The sequence below is a fragment of the Candidatus Villigracilis sp. genome (assembly GCF_057083605.1).
The window spans coordinates 1-18,997 of the sequence record NZ_JBXMTI010000028.1; the positions used below are offsets into that span (position 1 = coordinate 1).

Below are 18,997 nucleotides of genomic sequence, written 5' to 3' on the forward strand. Positions count from 1 at the left end.
GCACATTTGCTAATTCAACTAATAGGTGATAATAAAGACCTTTTGCTGTTGGAAAGGTTTTTATTGTTGGACAAAGTTTCAGTTCTCAAAGAAAAAGGCACTTTCTTCATTAAAGTTCATGACCTATCAGAAGGCATAGAAATGGTTGACGCAGAAAAAGAAGCCATTCGAATTATTGAAACAATAAATGGCGCTACAAAGCTCTATCATAAAAAGTTCAAAGGGGTTTCTTTTAAGAGAATAGATAGGGTCAATAAAGATGGTACTAAACAGGGAATGATATTCATCCAGGCAACGGCAAGGAATTTTGAAATACCTGTGTTTATGGATACAGATACAACGCTTGGAAAATGGATATCAACGGCTCTACAACACGAATCGGTAAACAAGGCATTAATGTTATATGGTTCTCTTGAACATACTTGGAAAGGTTTGTATATGGTACTCGAGGTAGTAGAGAAGGATATTGGCGGCTTTGCCAAATTGATTGCAAATAACTTGGCAACCAAAGAAGAAATTCGGTTATTTAAACATACGGCTAACAATTATAGTGTCACAGGAAAAGATGCACGACATGCTATAGATAAAAATCAACCACCGTCGCATCCAATGCAACTAGTTGATGCCAACAAGCTCATTCATACAATTCTGATTAAATGGATTGAAGCTAAATCTCTTAAACATCAATGAAAGAACTCATCTATTCCCGCAATGCAATATATGAAGTTCTGCGCGCGAAACGCAGGCAGGTATTTTCTATTGAGATCGCCGAAGGGGTGCAGGAGAAGGGCAGGATCGAGCAAATTCTCCAGTTGGCAAAAGAGCAGAAGATCAAGGTCAACCGCGTGCCGCGGCCCAAGGTGGATAAAGTGCATCAGAACAACCAGGGTGTGGTGGCCGAAGTTAGCGGATATCCATACGCGGATGTGCTCGATATACTTGAACGCGCAAGCGGAGAACTGCCTTTTATTCTGCTGCTTGATTCTCTACAAGACCCGCAGAACTTTGGCACGCTCATCCGCACGGCGGAGGCGCTGGGTGTGCATGGCGTGGTCATTCCATCCGCGCGTTCGGTGGATGTGACGCCTGCCGTGGTCAACGCATCTTCTGGCGCGAGCGAGCATATGCTGATCGCCCAGGCGAATCTGTCCCAGACCATTGATGCGCTCAAAGACAATGACATCTGGGTCGTCGGGCTGGACCAGGCCGGGGCGGAGATCGAGGCGGGCTCTCGTCACCTCAAAGGCGCATTGGGGCTGGTTGTCGGCTCCGAGGGCGAAGGCCTACATGAGCTCGTCCGCAAGAAGTGCGACATCCTTTTGAAACTGCCGATGAAGGGCAAAGTCGAATCATTGAACGCGGCAGTAGCGGGGTCTGTTGCGCTTTATCTGGCGTATCTGGCACGTTCGTAAGGGCGCGTCGCGACGCGCCCCAACAGGAGAAGTAATGCCTCAAGCAACGTATCATTTTCCAAGAGGATTTTTATGGGGGACGGCGACTGCATCACATCAGGTGGAAGGCAATAACACAAATAACAATTGGTGGAAGTGGGAACAGGACGGTCATACCGACGGGACATCTGGGCTGGCCGCCGATTGGTGGGGCGGACGCTGGCGCGAAGACTTCGACCGCGCCGCCGAAACGGGACAGAATGCACATCGTCTTTCTGTAGAGTGGAGCCGCATCCAACCCACGCCTGATACATGGGATGAGGAAGCTCTCGAAAAATATCGCGCCATGCTGCGAGGCTTGAAAGAACGCGGCATCACTCCGTTCGTCACATTGCATCACTTCACCGATCCGCTTTGGGTGACGGAACGCGGCGCATGGGAAACCGAAGATATCGTTCCGCTGTTTGAGAAATACGTTCACAAAACGGTGGATGCATTGAAGGAGTATTGCACCTTATGGTGCACGATCAACGAACCGACGGGTTATGCCTTGAATGGATACGTTGTCACCGGTGTTGACTCATTCCCGCCTGGAAAAAACAGCATGAAACTTGCCATGCAAGTGCAGGCCAACCTGATCCGCGGGCATGCGGCGGCTTATCGCACCATCCATCTGATCCAACCAGAGGCGAGAGTGGGAATCGCGCATCATTATCGTTCCATTGCCCCGCATCATGCCTGGTCGCCATTGGACAAATGGGTGGCGCATAATTTTTTCAGCTCAATCAACCTGGGCTTTCCCTCGGCGCTGGCCGATGGAGTCATGCGGTCACCCATCGGTTCCGTACGCATTCCGGAAGCCAAAGGTACGCAGGATTATTTTGGCTTCAATTACTACACGAGAGAGCATGTCACTTTCAATCTGCTAAAACCCGCCACCCTATTTGGGCGCCATTTTTATCGCAAGGATGCCGAACTGAGTGACGGCGGCTTCCTTGCCAACGAACCGGATGGAATGTTCGAAGGGTTGAAGTGGGTCGTGCGCACCTTCCCCAACCTGCCGATCCTGGTCAGTGAGAATGGCGTAAATTCAGCCGACGATGGCATCCGCCCGGGCTACATCGCGCAGCACATTCACCAGATGTGGCGCGCCGTCAACTTCAACTGGCCGATCAAGGGATATTTCCACTGGTCGCTGGTGGATAATTTCGAATGGAGTTTCGGTTGGAAGCATCGCTTTGGCCTGTGGGGACTCGACCTGGAGACCCAAAAAAGGATCCGTCGTCCCTCTGTGGATTTTTACGCAGAGATCTGCAGGGAGAATGGCATCTCCTCCGAGATGGTTCAGAAGTATTGTCCCGAAGTGTTTGAGAAGTTGTTCCCATCGTAATCATATAGGGACGGAGCGGCGCTCCGTCCCTATACATAATGCCACATGAACAAATTAAATCTCCCGCCCGATTTCATTAGAAACATACATAGTTCGTTTGGTGAGGAGGGGAAAACATTTATTGAAAACCTTCCCAACCTTATCGAGCAGGCATCTGCACGCTGGGGACTGACGGATGTTCAGCCTGTTTCAAATTTATCCTATAACTTTGTGGCGTTTGCAAAACAGGTCTCGATACGCCCGACGAACACGGGCTACTCGACCGGCGGAAATTATCAAGATGTAATGCTGAAAATCGGTGTGCCTCACAAAGAGCTAAACAGTGAATTTGCGGCATTGAAATTCTTAAACGGCGAGGGGGTATGTCAAGTATTGGAATGTGATGAGGAGCTGGGCTCGGCATTATTGGAAAGACTCAAGCCCGGCACGATGCTCTCTGAATTGGAAGACGACGATGAACGCACGCACATCGCTGTGGATGTGATGCAGAATTTGGTATTCCGTAGGGGCGGGGTGACCCCGCCCCTACAAGATAAATTTATAAAATTATCCGATTGGTTCGATGGGCTGAAGGATGTCCGTCCGCGGTTCAATGGCGGGACCGGGCCGTTTCCGAAGGAAATTTTTGAGCAGGTCGAATCGTTTTTGCCTGAGTTGTTCGCAGATAAAGATGTAATGCTGATCCACGGGGATTTTCATCACTTCAACATCTTGAAATCGGAACGCGGCTGGCTGGCGATTGACCCGAAGGGAGTCATTGGGCCGGTGGGATACGAGATAGGGCCGCTCATGATAAATCCGTGGGACAGCTTTTCGGACTGGAACAGTTTTCAGATTATGTCAAAGAGACGAGTGAGCATCCTCACAGAGAGATTAGGCTGGGAGCGGGAGCAGATCACCCAGTGGGCAATGGCTCACGCCATCCTATCCGCCTGGTGGGATTATGACAGCCTGGACTGGGATTATTCGCTTAACTGCGCTAGGGTATTTTCAGAAATTAAATAACACAAATTTGTGTCATGCTGAGGGGTGCTTTTCCCCGAAGCATCTCTACGATTATTGCAGAGACCCTTCAGTCGCAACAAACGCTCCTTCACATCGTCCCGACACTTGCACCGAACGCAAGTACGGTGTGTCCTTCGGGAGGGTGACACACACGACACGCTTAAATAACACAACCTCCCCTAAGTGGGAGGTTGTGTTATTTGGTAAATGAACTATCTGCCGATCAGTGCGAAGACTGCATATCCGAGGGCGAGGATACCAGCGATGACGCCAAACAGCGGAAGGGTTACAAAAGCGCCAATGCCGACCCAGAGGAAGTACAACCACATGCACCAACCAGAAATTGTCTTAGGAAGCATCATTTTACACTCTCCTTAGGTTTAATAGGGCCAGCCGAATTGCCAGCCTATTTAAAATAACCCCATCCCGAATTGGGGGTTACGCAGTTGGAATATTCAAAATGGTAGAATTGTTCCATGACAACTTTAGAACTTCCCGCAGAATTTACCCTGCAACGCAAGAATAAATTTGACCATTCCTCGGCTGTGCGCTGGATCCTCTCCCATATGCGTCCTTACATTTGGATCATGGTGATGCTGGTCGTTGGCGCAATCGGGAATGCGGTGCTCGCGGCGGTTGTCCCTGTGCTAACCGGCAACGCCTTTAACGCCATGCTGGAGAGTACGCCCGATACCTCGGTGCTGCTGCCGCTGGCGCTGACGATTGGGGTCTCGCAGATCATCCGCGGCGTGCTGCAATTGGGGCGCAACTTTGGCGCGGAGCTGATGGCGCAAAATATGGAGCGCGACATCCGCGACGAACTCTACCTTTCGCTGCTCGGCAAGAGCATGACCTTTCACAACCTGCAACCGGTGGGCGACACAATGGCGCGCTCCACGAACGATGTGCGTGAAGTGAACTACATGTTCAGCCCCGGCCTGAACCTGGTGGTCGGCTCGTTCATGTTCATCCTCATGCCAATCTTTTTTGCGCCACGCTATCACATCTCGCTCATCATCACGCCGCTGATCTTCACCGTTATTTATTTCGTTGCACTGGCGCGTTACCTCAAACAGCTTTCCCCGATCACCGATAAAGTCCGCGCCACCTTCGGAAAAATGAACACACACCTTTCCGAGTCGCTGGATGGCGTTGAGGTAATGAAAGGCGCAGCACAGGAAGGCGCCGAGGTGGAGCGCTTTATCACGAATGCACGTGAAGTTCGCAATGCCTTCGTTCTGCAAGGCGACCTTGAAGCGAAATACATTGCCATGCTTTTGCTGGGCCTCGCATATGCAGGCGGGCTTGTTCACGCGCTCTTCCTGTATCGCGCAGGGCTGATCGATGTGGGCGCGGTCATTGCTTACTTTGGCATGTTACAGCTTTTGGGTTTTCCTACTTTCACCTCCACCTGGGCTTATTCACAAATCTCTTTAGGAATGTCATCCGCCCGCCGAATTTTAGAACTCATCAACCGCGAGACAAAACTTGACCAAAACGCCTCAGGTCGGACCTCAGGCATGAGCGGCGAAATTGAGTTTCGTGGCGTCTCGTTCCACTACCCAAAGAGCGAAGACGTGTTGAAGGATATTTCCTTCAAAGTACGGCCCGGGCAAACGGTTGCCATCGTCGGGCAGACGGGCGCAGGCAAGACCTCGCTGGCAAAGTTGATCAACCGCACCTATGATGTGACCTCGGGTCAAATCTTTGTGGATGGTGTGGACGTGCGTGATTGGAATCTCGCTTCTTTACGTGAACAAATTTCCATCATTGAGCAGGATATATTTTTATTCTCGCGTTCACTTAGTGACAACATTGCCTTTGGTAAGCCTGGCGCCACTAAAGATGAGATCATGTCTGCCTCGATAGCTGCGCAGGCGCATGACTTCATTCTCGATTTTGACCAGACCTATGCCACCACCGTCGGCGAACGCGGCGTGACCCTCTCCGGCGGACAGCGTCAACGTATTGCCCTGGCCCGCGCCTTCCTCACCGATCCACGCGTGCTGGTGTTGGACGATTCCACCTCCGCCATCGACTCTGCTACCGAAGATAAAATCCAGCGCGCCATCGCCAATGCCTCACGCGGACGTACCACCTTCATCATCACCCACCGCCTCTCACAAATCCGCTGGGCAGACCTTATCATCGTGCTTCGTAAAGGCAGCATCGCCGCCATCGGAACACATGATGATTTGATGAAAACATCCGAAGCATATTCGAGAATTTTTAGGGATTAGAGAGGAGAGAGTAGAGAACAGAGATAAGCAAAAAACTATTCTCTGTTCTCTACTCTCCAATAACTAACTATGGGTTTCTTCGCAGGATTAAACGACGAAAAATATGACCGCCAGTACACAGACCGTGTGCTGATTCGCCGCATGGTCAACTACTTCAACACACAGACCTCGCGGCTTGTGTACGCATCCATTACCATCATTTTTCTGGCATTCATCGGTGCAGCCTTGCCGGTCATCGTCAGCCGCATGGTGGATTTGATTCAACAGCAGCCAACCGTCACTTCCATTCTTTTGGCGGGAGCCGCACTGGCCGGCGTAGGAGTCGGCTTGTGGGGGCTGAACTGGCTAAGGCGCGGTCTGATCGTGCGCGCCGTCGGTGACGTCGTGCTGGATATGCGTGCGCGCGCCTTCCGCGCCGCCGCCGAACATGACCTCTCCTTCTACGATCAATTCTCCTCGGGCCGCATCGTCTCGCGCATCACATCCGATACAAATGATTTCGGCCAGCTCGTGGTCATCATCACCGATGTGGTCGCGCAAATTTTTCAGGCCATCATCATTTCCGTGGTGCTCTTCCGCACAGAATGGCGGCTGGCATTATTGCTGATCGGATTCCTGCCATTCGTCTTTGCGATTGCATCTGGCTTTCGTGTGCTGGCACGCCGCATCACAAGAAAAGGCATGAAAGCCATGTCTGATGTGAACGCCGCTATCAAGGAAACCATCAGCGGCATCTCGATTGCGAAAAATTTCAGACAGGAAGAAAGCATCTTCAAATCTTTCGACGAATCGAATCAGCAGTCCTATCACGTCAACGTGCAGCGCGGTTTTATTCTTTCGCTGGTCTTCCCGGTGCTCAATGCCGTTGGCGGCATCTTCGTCGGCGTGCTGGTGTACGTCGGCGGCATGAGCGCGGCGCAAGGTATGGTCAGCATCGGCGCGTGGTATCTTTTCATCATAAGCCTCGACCAGTTCTTTTTCCCCGTTCTAAATCTCACTTCATTTTGGGCGCAGATTCAGGGAGGCATGTCTGCCGCAGAACGTGTCTTCGCGCTGATCGATGCAGACCCGAACGTAGTCCAAAATGAAAAACAGGATGTGCCGCGGCTCAAAGGCGAGATTCATTTTGACGCGCTTCATTTCCGTTACTCGGATAAGGAATCGGTTCTAACGGACTTCAACCTGCTCGTACAACCCGGAGAGACTCTTGCGCTGGTAGGGCATACGGGCGCAGGCAAGTCATCCATTGCAAAGTTGATTGCCCGCTTCTATGAATATCAACAGGGCCGCCTGCTGGTCGACGGACGCGACCTGCGCACCTTTGACTTGACTCAATATCGAAGGCAGCTTGGCATTGTTTCGCAAGTCCCCTTTCTATTTTCAGGCACCATCATAGACAATATCCGCTATGCCGCGCCCGGTGTCCCCGAAGAGGAGATGCTCAAACTCGCGAAAAAGATCGGCGATGGTGAATGGCTCGAAACTCTGCCCGACGGTTTGCATACCGAAGTAGGCGAACGCGGTAATCGGCTTTCGATGGGGCAACGTCAACTTGTGGCTTTGATGCGCGTATTGGTTCAAAACCCCGCCATCTTTATTCTGGATGAAGCCACTGCCAGCATCGACCCGTTTACTGAGTGGCAGATCCAGCAGGCATTGAACTTGATCTTAAAGCACACAACCAGTATTTTGATCGCACACCGCCTTTCCACTGTCAAAGCTGCGGATCGAATCGTCGTCATGCAAAAAGGCACGATCATCGAAGAAGGCGATCATGATGGGTTGTTAAATCAAAACGGGCATTATGCCGAGTTGTACAACACTTATTTCAGGCACCAGAGTTTGGCTTATATCGAGCAAGTGAAAGAGATGGTTGGGAAGTAAACAGTTACGCTCCTTCGGGGGCTTAGCCTCCGAAAGTGTATAAACGTGTCACCCTGAGGGAGCGTCCTTTGCGATCGAAGGGTCTCTTTTGTCGCGGTAGAGATGCTTCGCTACGCTCAGCATGACACATTATTAAGCATAAAAATAACCCGATGGATTTTTGAGCCATCGGGTTGTTTTTTATGCTATCACGGGTCTTGAAGGTGGTTCGAGTAATCTTGCCAGTTCCTTTGCGCCATCGTTATCGGTGACTGCCAGAACCTCGTCACCTGCTTCGAGGGCGGTGGTTCCGCGCGGCAGGTTGATCTGCCCATTGCGGATGATGGCGGCGATCACACACTGGTCAGGCAGGCCCAGGTCTTTGAGCTGTACGCCAACAGCCTTCGCACCAGCGGGGACTTTCTCCTCCACCACAGAATACCGTCCACGGCGGAGTTTGAGCAGGGTCATCATATCACCGAGTGACATTTCCTCCTGAATGAGGTGCGCCATCACATCGGCGTGATTGATGGTCTCATCCACGTGGAAGTTCTGGTCGAACAACCAGGCATTGCGCGGGTTATTGATGCGGGCAACTGTGCGTCGGGTCTTGAACATGGTGCGCGCCAGATAACATAAGACGAGGTTGGCGGCATCGTCATTGGTACAAGCTACGATCACATTGGCTTTGTCCAGGCCAGCCTGCTTTAAGACCGTGGGGTCGGTGGCTTGTCCCTCGTAGATCACTTCGGTAGGAAGTTCATGATGAAGACGAACCAGTAATTCACGGCGGTGTTCAACCAACCGCACCTGATAGTTTTGCGCCAATAATTGTGAGGCAAGTTGGGCGCCAGTCCGCCCACCGCCAGCAATGAATACAAACATGTTAAGCCTCCTTGCCTTCCTGCAATTTTGCGCGCAAGGCTTTTACGCCTTCCAATGTTGCGCTGACTGTTAATACATCGCCGCTCTTGAGTTTTGTATTCGGGGTTGGCAATTCCGCGCGGCCTGCACGGGTCAATGCAGCACAGATGGTATGGTTGCAACCCTCCAACAAACTCGAAACAGTCATTCCTTCCCATTTGGGCGAGATGTACATCTCGTACATTTCCACCTCGCCGTTGCCAGCGGAGAATACTGCGCGAAAAGAGGGATCGATTAGCAACTCCTGCACACGTTCCGCACCCCAGGCTGTGGAGCTGACCAGTTGCAATCCGAATGCTTCGAGCATCTCACGCATGGCCGGGTCATAATTGCGGACGATGACCTGTTTCACATTAGGGTAATGCACACGGATGGTATGCCCGATCACGGCATTCGTCGTATCTGAGTTGGTGACCACGGCAACACCCTCTGCTTTGTCGATACCAGCCCGCTCTAATGCATCAGAGGAGAGAACTTCCCCTTCAACGGTACGCCCTCGAAAGTCAGGATGGAGGCGATTAAAAGATTCCTGGTTATTATCCACAACTACAACTTGATGTCCATTCTTGAACAAGCTGAAAGACAATTCCGCGCCCACCCTGCCGCATCCGATAACAATGAAATTCATCTTTATAACTCCTTATGCCTGTCATCATGTTCATGGACATGATAAGGCACATTTGTAATCACAATATTGTGCAAATGCTTTAACTGACTGCGCAAAATTTCAGCGGTATTGGTGTGCAATGCGGCAGTCATGCGGTTATCTGAAACAAACTCGGGCACCACAATGGTAATGGTCTCACCGGGCTGGCGCTGCTCTGCCAGGCCGGCAATATACCCAAGGATCGGCTCGATGAAGAGGCGATAGGGCGAATCCAACATTACCATGCGAACCCCTTCACCCCAAGTCTCCCATTTCTGGCGCACCTTTTCGGCATCTTCCGGTTCGATCACAACATGCACGGCAGTTACATCGTCCGACAACATGCGCGCATAACGCAATGCGGAAAGCGCGCCTTGATGCACGCCGCTGACAGGCATGATGACACGGTGGCGTATGGTGTGCGGCGGGATGACGCCAAAGTTATCAAGCGAAAGTTTTTTGGCGAGGTTCTTGTAATGGCGGTGGATAAACCAGAATACCGCAACAAGGATCGGGATGAGGATGAGGACAAGGTATGCGCCATCTTTGAATTTAGTAGCGGCAAAGATCGTCATCACGATTGCTGTACAAATGGCGCCAAAACCATTGACAAACATTTTGACGTGCCAGCTTTTCTCATAATGAAGCACGGAACCGCGTTCCTTCTTTTCTTCACCGGGTTTTAGCTGTCCAATTTTCAGCCAGCGCAAAGCCATACCGCCCTGTGACAATGTGAATGAGAGGAACACGCCGATTGCATATAACGGAATCAAACGTGTAACACTGGCATTGAACAGCACGATCAACCCGGATGAGATCAGGGCAAGGGTCACGATGCCACGCGAATACACTAGGCGGCTGCCGCGATACGCAAGTTGGCGCGGTAAAAAGCCATCCTTGGCTACCAACGCGCTTAAACGCGGGAAGTCCGCAAAGGCTGTGTTTGCCGCCATAATCAAAATGACGGTTGTGGCTGAAATGAGCATCAGATACAAAGTGCCGCGTCCATCATAAACTGTGCGGGCAATTTGGGAGATGACTGTTTCAGTTTCAGAGGGGACTGCCTGGATATAGCGGGCAATATATGAAATACCAAGAAAGAATGTGCTTAGAATCACAGCCATCCAGACCAGGGTAATGCCTGCATTCTTGCTGCGAGGTTCCCTAAATGCCGTAATACCATTTGAAATCGCTTCGATCCCTGTCAGCGCGGCTGTGCCGCTTGAGAAGGCATGGAGCAAAAGAAAAGGAGTGATGACCGTTAATACTCCATGCATTTCCAACTCAGGCGGGTCAATCACAACTCCCAGCGAACCTGAAAAAGCCTGCCAGAGCCCAATGACGACGGTAATGAGCATCATCAAAATAAAGAAGTAAGTTGGGATTGCAAATGCCACCCCGGACTCCTTCACCCCCCGCAAATTAATGAGCATAATAAAAACGATGAAAGCCACTGCAACAGGAACGCGATACGGATGCAGATCGGGGAATGCAGAAGCAAGCTGCGCCACGCCCGCCGCAATGGAAACCGAGACAGTTAAGATATAGTCTGTTAAGAGCGCCGCCCCGGCGATCAATGCAGGGAACTCGCCGAGGTTATCACGTGAAACGATGTAAGCGCCGCCGCCATCGGGATACGCGTGAATGGTCTGCTCATATGAGATGGCAACAATTGCCAGCAAAACCACAATGGCAATTGAAATAGGAAAGACATAGCCGAAAGCCATTGTGCCGGCTGCTGCGAGGATCACAAGGATTTCCTGTGTGGCATAAGCAGTGGATGAAAGTGCATCTGAGGCAAATACAGCCAGCCCGACTCTTTTCCCAATCGTTTGATGCGGAGCATCGGCTGTGGAGAGAGGACGCCCGATCAGCCAGGAGCGAAAGCTTTTTCGGGGTAAATAATCTGTTGTACGTTCGATAATGGATGTCTGTGTATTATCTTTTTGATTGATCATGGTTACCAGCTTGCTGCAAAATCATACCGTCCCTAAAAATAGGACAAGGACGGATTATAGTACAAATCCTTTTTTTGGGCGTGCATGGGTTATTTAGGTTGTGTGAGGGGGATTTGCAAATAGAAAGTACTGCCTTTGCCAGCCACGCTATCCACCCATACTCGTCCGCCGTGATTGGATGCAATGGAACTGACAATGGCAAGCCCCAGGCCTGAACCGGGTTGGATGCGGGCTTCGCGTTGTTTACCGCGATAAAATTTCTCGAACAAGCGTGGCATATCTTCTGCGGCAATACCGAAACCTGAATCTTCTATGGCAAAGATAAGATAGCCGGGCTGTGAAAGTGTGCGGATGACGACGCGTCCGTTCTCCGGCGTATATTTGATCGCATTTTCTACGAGGTTGTACACAGCCTGATGCAGTAGTGCCTGGTCGGCTTCCACCGCGTGCGGCATATCTTTGGGAAGTTCAACGCTCAATGTAATGTTTTTTTGCGAAGCCTGTAACTGTAATGCGCTGGTAACCCGCTCGATAATATCCAACACCGTTACATTTTCAAGCTGAAGGCCTACTCCAATTTCAATGCGCCCCAGGTCGAGCAGGTTATTTACCAGGCGAGACATATTCTCAACGCCTAATATGATCTTCCTCACATAGCTCTGCTGTTGTTCATTCAACTCACCGACTGTTTCAAGCATGGTGGCGTAGCCGCGCATGAGTGTCAATGGAGAGCGCAGGTCATGGCTTACGGTTGCCACAAACTCGGACTTCATCGAATCCAATTCCTTGAAATGTGTCACGTCGCGCATGATGCACACACGCCCAATCTGATGTCCCTCCACGGTTACAGAAGAAGCGGTTGCAAGATAAGTACGTTTATCCGCCAGCACAACCTCAACGGATTGAAGATTGGTCGTGGCAGTCTGTAATAAAGCCAGCAAAGGTTTGAGCTTGATCACCTTTTCAACTTCCATGCCGCTGCTGATGCCATCCACACCCTGCCCGAGGGCAGAAGAGGCCGCTCGATTGGCAAGCAGTAATCGGTTGCGATGATCGGTCACAAGCACAGGATCAGGCGTGGAATTAAGTACCGCTTCCAACTGTCTGCGAGAGGCTTCTACATTCAGATAGAGATGGGCATTCGCAACGGCCAATGCTGCCTGCCCTGCCAGTGTGGTGACGAAACGAATATCTGCATCCGAGAACATGCGCGGTTGTTCATATCCCGCCCAGACCACGCCATAGTAACGGTTCTCATGCCGCAAGGCTACAGCCAGTAAAGCCAAAGGCTGAGGCAATGATGGGTCAAGATCCAACTCACGTGAGCGGCTCAAGTTTGGCAGAACGATCTTTTCCTGGCTCTGCGCCATGGCTAATATTTGATCATCAAGATGAGCATATATATTCTGCGTTGAGTCCAATGAAAAGCGCGAGGGAAGTTCAACAAATGTATCAGGCAGGATGCTCGGCGAAAGCACCACGCGGACAGATTTTGCGCCTGTGGAAAGGATCGCATCCAGCACCGGCTTGACAGCATCCTGCATCTCCAGGCTGGATGCCACTCCCTGACTCACCTCCAACAGACGGTTGATCTCCTCCAGCCGCGCCTGCAAGCTGGAACGCATTTGCTCGAAGGCCCGCCGTAACTGACCGACTTCATCCACTCCGTCTACTTGAAGCGGATTATCGAGATGGCCTTGTGCAATACGGTTGGCTTCAGCAGCCAGACTTTGCAGGGAACCTGTCACCACACGCAGGCCAAGCCTTAATGAGACCAACGCCATTAATGCCAGCACGATAATCATCAACGAAAGCGGCATGGCAATATTCAAGGCAAGCTGCTGCGCCTGCTGGGCAGGGACAGTCAACACAACCGCCCACGGACGCCCAAGCACAGGCTGGTAATACACCATCTGCCGCGTGCCATCCGGGGCGGTATCGTCATAAAAGAAAGCTTCATTGCCGCGCTGGCCGTTATAAGTTGTCAGGGATTGTGTTTGATCTGAATGATAGATGATGCGGCTGTTCTCGTTCAACAAAAAGCCCGTGCCGCCCAGGTCACGCATATTGTTAATGCTTTCAATCAACGGCAGGGTAAGCGGATTGGTTTCGAGCGTGGTGCGCCCGATCAGAATGCGCTGCACCTGCCCGACAGGGTCTACAATGGCGACCAGAAAGGACACATGCGAAACATCGCCAACAACAGAAGGTGGAATTGAATAGATCTGCGTCAACACACCATCGGAGGCCAGCAAAATCCCCGTCTCTTCTTCAGGATAAAGTTTAAATCCCTCGCCAACAGACTCAGGGTAGCTTGCCAATAAGGTTCTAGTGTTGGCATCCAACACAACAAATTGATCAAAGTAAGGAACAGCTTGAATACGCTGCCCAATGATGGACTTCAACTCATCCCCGGTTGATTCGAGCAAGCGCGGGTCTGAAGCCAGTTGTACGGCCAGGTTCTGGCCTGTTTCAAGGAAGAAGGGCACACTCTGCGAGGCAGATTCACCCGCACTCGAAAGGCGGTCTTCCAACATCTCGCGCGCGGCACGCCCGGCCACGACCCAATCCCCGATCAATAAAGTTAAAAGCAAAAGAGAAATAAAAGTACCGACTGCAAAGATAAAACGCGATTCGAGGCTCCGCTCACCCGGCGAAGGCTGTAAAGCTTGTTTTCCGCCCCATGTGGAAGGGGATGCCATTGAAACGATCTGAGTCACAATTCCGGCCACCAGCATCTCGCCACCAAACGCGAGAGTCACAACGCCGGCATTGCTCAGGGCAAAATCCAACCGCGCTGTAGCAGGTGCAGATATGCCCACGCCCCATTGCGTGAATAATGCGCTCAAAATATAGAAGAAGGTATGAAAAGGAATTAGCAATAATGCGCCCACCAAAGGCTGACGTAACAATAGGTAGGCAGGCGTGCGGTATCGTTGGCGTGCATAAGTGGAAAACCATGCCCCCAGAAAAGCCAGTTCAAGGATGGAAAAAATGGAATAGGTATCCCATGCGCCGCGCAAGAGACCGGAGAATGCACCGAGCACAGCCGCACCAATCGGCCCCAATAAGCCGCCACCCAACAACCAGGGAATGGCCGAAAAAATCATCAGCGCAGAACCCGGCGCATCGGCGGGCAGACCAGGTAAAGGTCGGGCTGAAGCGGAACTGAGTCTTAATCCGATAAATAACGATGTAACCGGGATCAGGATGAAAAAGAAAAAGAAGAGTCCCCACTCACGTCCCTTCCATGCAGGCTGGTACTTGCGCCATCGAATGAGCGCGTATACCAATGCTCCCAGCAAAAGAACCCATACAAACCAACCTGCAAGAGTGGGTGGTGCGGGGAATGCGATGCCTGCAAGGAGTGTAAAAATAAATTCCATTTTCTTGAATTATAGCTCTAAACACTGTGTATGAAAGACCATGTCATTGCGAGGATGCTCTTCCCGAAGCAATCTCTGTTTTTGGCGAGGAGATTGCTTCGCAACATGCGCTCGCAATGACATATCGAGGGTGCGACGCACTTTATGATCAGGAATATTCCCCGCGATATTTTTCTGGAAGCAGATTCGCCAAGGCCGCCATGATCTGACGTGTGCCTAAAGCCACCGCTTCCTGCCGCCCTTTTACCTGCTCGTCCAACCTGAAAATTTTCCCCACTCTGACATGTACACGCGCGCGGCGCAATCTCTTCATGTGTCCATAGACATTTTCGTTTTCAGTACCAGTGACCACAATCGGTAAAATCGGCGCGCCAGATTTATATGCCAGGAATGCTGCACCTCCATTGCCTTCCTCTAATGCACCGGTGAGGGAGTATCGGCCTTCAGGTGCGATCACGATCACGCGTCCTTCTGCGAATCCATCCAAGGCAGCGCGCATGGCACGGATGTCAGCACGTCCGCGATGCAGCCAGATAACGCCGTACCAGTCTATTAATTTTCCAAGAATGGGAAGATCATATAATTCGACTTTACCGAGCGCATCGGGAGGATAAGGTAATACCGAAACGATTGCAGCCACATCGGAATCACCGATGTGATTGATCACAACCAGCAACGGGCCCTTTTGCGGATAATTTTCCAACCCTTCTGTAGTTACGTTCAAACAAATCTTTGCGACAAGTTTTATTAATCCATGGGAGAAGGCACGAAAGGCGCGGCGCGCAAATGTCATTCGTGGAAGGCGCACCAATTCAGGCCGCCATACTTCACTAACGGGTTTAGGTGGGAGAGATGGCTTGGCCTGCATAGACACCATGATATTCCTCGGGTAAAAGTCCCGCTATATAGCACATGACCAAATCAGCATTAAGTTGACGCGCTGCTCTTCTCTCCGCACCTTTTTGTGTGATGGGTGGAAAGTGAATAGGTTTACCGATCCGCATTTCAAGGTTGGGTCTCTCCCCTCGTTTTGCACGCTGCCAGAAATCATCAGTCGTGCCTAACAAGCCAACAGGAACAACAGGCACTTGTGCATGTTCAATGATATATCCCACGCCCGGCATCGCACGCTGCATGGCAGGCTCATGAGAACGCCCGCCTTCTGGCGCGATCACCAGCGGATGCCCCGCTTTCAAGATCGCCAAAATCTTTTCGAGCAGCACACGATCATAGTCACCGCGATGGACGGGGATGACACCATACATGGTAACCAACGGACCCTGTCCCTTTTTCTCGAATACATCCGCCGCACCGATCACTTCAGGCTCTTCAGGCCAGAAGGAAACCAGCAAGGGCGGGTCGAAGATCGAGATGTGATTCATCGCGATGATATACGGTTTGCCGAACGGAATATTTTCCCTGCCAAAAACTTTTACACGCCCCAGAATACGGAACAAGTTGCGAATGATGGGGCGCAGGATCATGCGATTGAATTTAATGTGGAGGGGAATGCGATAGGGTTTCATTGGAAGGAATTTCTACAAATATCAAGCCGCCGTAGAAGGTAGTTGAGCATAGTGAAATCACGTCATTGTGAGCCGTTCTATGTCGAAGCAATCCCCTGCAAGTTGACAGAGATTGCTTACCCATTCGGGTACGATGTCGTCGGGAAGAGCGCCCTCCTCGCAATGACGGGCTCCTATTATTTGCATAATCCCAGAACTTGCTTCAAAACCTGATCTACATCCAGTTTGTCCGAATCGATGATGATGGCGTCATTGGCGGGGCGCAATGGGGCTACAGCGCGAGTGGAATCTATACGGTCACGTTCGATCACTTTTTTGAGGATCTCATCGTAATCAGCTTTGTCACCGCGCGCGATAATCTCATCATACCTGCGTTTGGCGCGTTCTTCGGCGCTCGCATCCAAATAGACCTTCAGGTCTGCTTCCGGCAAGACGACAGTGCCAATGTCCCTGCCGACCATCACGACTTTACCGCGCAATCCAATTCGACGCTGCTGTTCGGATAGGGCCTTGCGCACACCCGCATATGCAGAAACGACTGAAACGTTCGCCTCCACATCTTCTCCACGCATATCCCAGGTGACGTCTTTATTGCCAATGATCACATCACAGGCACGGCCATCATCTTTTGAGGGCGGGCGGATATCGATTTGCGCATTCTGTGCCAACTCGGTAATCGCGGCTTCGTCGCGCAAGTTCATATCATGCTGTAATGCGATCCACGTGATGGCACGGTACATGACGCCTGTATCAAAGAAAAGGTAACCCAAAGAGTCAGCTAGTTTTTTCCCAAGCGTAGACTTGCCCGATGCCGCTGGCCCGTCGAGGGCGATGATGGAGGGGGGTGATGTTTTTGTCATGTAATTATTTATCGAGAAAGAGGTCGTCACGAGCCCATAGGATAATGGTTTCACCAGTCTGCGGCATTTCACGTAACGTAATCCAGCGTATCCAATCATTGGGGAGTGTAGCATTCCATAGGGGAGTCTGCCGCCAGGTGAAATCCTGTCCGCGGTAGGCGGCGACGAGCACAGGGTCTGTTTGATAAGGTGTGACCACGAAATATGGGGAGCTTGAAATATCTAGAGTTTCAACCACGCTCACAGAATGTTCACGCAAGGCCCACTCAAGTGCAGGAGAATTTATTCCGGTAATCACAACAGGTGCGGAGAAGTCATTTCCCATACCGAACTCTGAAACTTCACTGACTGTAGCTTGCAATAGATCAGCCTGCATGGGTATAGAGGAAGGCCACCAAAACTCTGGATGGTTCAATCCGCGTAAGCCTGCGGAGCCGAGCGTGCCGCTAAAGCCAAGTACACCCAACGCGAGTGCTAATCCCCACACACCGCCGAGTCTTGCTGTGCGAATAGACCAGCCTGCCGCAACCAACACGAGACTTAACACAAGCAGGATCAATGCGCCGAGCAGGAGCCAGAAGCGCATCACATATTCACGTGAATTCGCGGGGAGCCAGACCATTCCTGAAAAATCCAACCAGGCGAAGACCCAGATAAATGCAGTTAGAAATACAACGCCGATCACCTCGGCCCGCTCTTCAGGATAGATCATAAAGTTGCGCGCCAACTCCAAGGAGGCAAGCGCGGAAAGCGGAATGAGAGTCCACGCGAGATCGCTGATCTGATGTGATGGCAGAAATATGGCAAGTAATAATGAAACGAATAGCCAGATGCTTAATGGAATAATTCGGGAACTTCCATTGTTCCAGCCGCGAATGATGGCAAGGGTTGCCAATAAAAAGGCAAGCGGTTGATATACAAGCAGTGAAAGGAACAACCTGCCTGCGGAGACATCTGAAGAAGAAAGCCAGGTATTAATAAATGCAGGGATGGATGCAATGGCTGCGCTCAATCCATTCGGGACTATGAAGAAGAGTGTGCCGAAGGTGATGAAGGTGAGGGTGAAGGGGAGGAGGGGAGCGCGGTAATTGGAGATTGAAGATTGGAGATTAGTCCGTTCGGCTTCGCTCAAGGCGGGAGTTGGTAATTGGTAATCGGTGGTGGTTGAATCAGCGGCGATGGTTTCAAGTTCATCTGCGGGTTTTGATGAGCGGCGGGAATTGAATCCCTGTACTATAGCCCAGGTGATTACGAGGCCGAGCAAGCCGGGCCAGATGGCAGGTCCGCTGAGGAGGGCGAGGGCGGCGAAGAAGCCCGCGAGGCCCGGTCTGTTTTTGTTGATGAATGCAAAAGTGAAAATCAGAAATGTGATGGCAAAGATCGGGCTGGCAGCTTGTCTTGATAGTGCTGTCAGGCCAGGGTCTAGGGCGATGAAGAAGGCGAACAGCAGGCTGGGGCGGGGTTTGAGGCGATCATCAAAGAAGAGGGGTGCAAAAACGAGCAGACTTCCAACTAGGGCGGGGATGAGTCGAGCGAGGAAATTTGTCCCGCCACCGTAGAGGAAGAAAAGGATTGAGGTGGATAAAATGTAAAAAGGATGGGGGCTGAGTGTGGGCCTGGCGCCTTGTGCGACGTGGAGGGCCTGGAGGGCGGGCGCGGCTTCGGCATCGTTGAGGGGCATGGCACCGAGTTGAGTAAGGCGGAGTGCAAGGGCGAGAAGAAAAGCGAACGTGTATAACCAGCCCTCGTATTTGAAATGTCGATAGGTCATGGGCGCAATTGTAATCGGTTTAAATTGAGTAGGGGGA

General features: G+C 51.3%; 15 protein-coding genes. 6 read left to right on the forward strand and 9 right to left on the reverse strand.

Annotated elements, in window-relative coordinates:
* The 4 genes from AC14M5_RS04640 to AC14M5_RS04655 form a co-directional block, all read left to right on the forward strand.
* Positions 1-690 (forward strand): hypothetical protein (locus AC14M5_RS04640; protein ID WP_484028467.1); only part of this gene is annotated, 690 nt, incomplete at its 5' end.
* Complete coding sequence (rlmB, locus tag AC14M5_RS04645) at positions 687-1,412, forward strand: 23S rRNA (guanosine(2251)-2'-O)-methyltransferase RlmB (protein WP_484028468.1); 726 nt, start codon at positions 687-689, stop codon at positions 1,410-1,412. The genes AC14M5_RS04640 and rlmB, both read left to right, overlap by 4 nt.
* A gap of 34 nt (positions 1,413-1,446) precedes the next feature.
* A complete protein-coding gene (locus AC14M5_RS04650; RefSeq protein WP_484028469.1) occupies positions 1,447-2,781 on the forward strand; it encodes a glycoside hydrolase family 1 protein in 1,335 nt (444 codons plus the stop codon).
* 45 nt (positions 2,782-2,826) lie between these two features.
* The gene (locus AC14M5_RS04655) at positions 2,827-3,786 is read left to right on the forward strand and encodes an aminoglycoside phosphotransferase family protein (RefSeq protein ID WP_484028470.1); all 960 of its coding nucleotides are present in this window, start codon (positions 2,827-2,829) and stop codon (positions 3,784-3,786) included.
* Between the two features lie 212 nt (positions 3,787-3,998).
* On the opposite strand, the gene AC14M5_RS04660 is transcribed toward AC14M5_RS04655, so the two are convergent.
* The gene (locus tag AC14M5_RS04660; RefSeq protein WP_484028471.1) at positions 3,999-4,148 is read right to left on the reverse strand and encodes a hypothetical protein; all 150 of its coding nucleotides are present in this window, start codon (positions 4,146-4,148) and stop codon (positions 3,999-4,001) included.
* A gap of 114 nt (positions 4,149-4,262) precedes the next feature.
* Here AC14M5_RS04660 and AC14M5_RS04665 point away from each other — a divergent pair, with 114 nt between their 5' ends.
* Both AC14M5_RS04665 and AC14M5_RS04670 read left to right on the forward strand, forming a co-directional pair.
* Positions 4,263-6,026, forward strand: a complete 1,764-nt coding sequence (locus AC14M5_RS04665) for an ABC transporter ATP-binding protein (protein WP_484028472.1) — start codon at positions 4,263-4,265, stop codon at positions 6,024-6,026.
* A gap of 69 nt (positions 6,027-6,095) precedes the next feature.
* On the forward strand, positions 6,096-7,910 hold the full coding sequence (locus AC14M5_RS04670; protein ID WP_484028473.1) for an ABC transporter ATP-binding protein: 1,815 nt from the start codon (positions 6,096-6,098) through the stop codon (positions 7,908-7,910).
* A gap of 180 nt (positions 7,911-8,090) precedes the next feature.
* Here the strand turns inward: AC14M5_RS04670 and AC14M5_RS04675 are convergent, their stop codons facing one another.
* The 8 genes from AC14M5_RS04675 to AC14M5_RS04710 form a co-directional block, all read right to left on the reverse strand.
* Positions 8,091-8,774 (reverse strand): potassium channel family protein, encoded by a 684-nt coding sequence (locus AC14M5_RS04675; protein WP_484028474.1) that lies wholly within the window; start codon positions 8,772-8,774, stop codon positions 8,091-8,093.
* A 1-nt stretch (position 8,775) separates the two neighbouring features.
* Positions 8,776-9,441 (reverse strand): potassium channel family protein, encoded by a 666-nt coding sequence (locus tag AC14M5_RS04680; protein WP_484028475.1) that lies wholly within the window; start codon positions 9,439-9,441, stop codon positions 8,776-8,778.
* A 2-nt stretch (positions 9,442-9,443) separates the two neighbouring features.
* A complete protein-coding gene (locus tag AC14M5_RS04685; RefSeq protein ID WP_484028476.1) occupies positions 9,444-11,417 on the reverse strand; it encodes an APC family permease in 1,974 nt (657 codons plus the stop codon).
* Positions 11,418-11,506: 89 nt separating this feature from the next.
* Positions 11,507-14,803 (reverse strand): HAMP domain-containing sensor histidine kinase, encoded by a 3,297-nt coding sequence (locus tag AC14M5_RS04690; protein ID WP_484028477.1) that lies wholly within the window; start codon positions 14,801-14,803, stop codon positions 11,507-11,509.
* Positions 14,804-14,951: 148 nt separating this feature from the next.
* Positions 14,952-15,680, reverse strand: a complete 729-nt coding sequence (locus AC14M5_RS04695) for a lysophospholipid acyltransferase family protein (protein WP_484028478.1) — start codon at positions 15,678-15,680, stop codon at positions 14,952-14,954.
* Positions 15,643-16,329 carry a lysophospholipid acyltransferase family protein gene (locus AC14M5_RS04700; RefSeq protein WP_484028479.1) on the reverse strand — a complete coding sequence of 229 codons (687 nt, stop codon included), beginning with the start codon at positions 16,327-16,329 and terminating at the stop codon, positions 15,643-15,645. Before AC14M5_RS04700 ends, AC14M5_RS04695 begins: the two co-directional genes overlap by 38 nt.
* A gap of 176 nt (positions 16,330-16,505) precedes the next feature.
* Positions 16,506-17,189 (reverse strand): (d)CMP kinase, encoded by a 684-nt coding sequence (gene cmk, locus AC14M5_RS04705; protein WP_484028480.1) that lies wholly within the window; start codon positions 17,187-17,189, stop codon positions 16,506-16,508.
* Between the two features lie 4 nt (positions 17,190-17,193).
* Positions 17,194-18,960, reverse strand: coding sequence for a hypothetical protein (locus AC14M5_RS04710; RefSeq protein WP_484028481.1), 1,767 nt, complete (start codon positions 18,958-18,960; stop codon positions 17,194-17,196).
* Between the last annotated feature and the right edge of the window lie 37 nt (positions 18,961-18,997).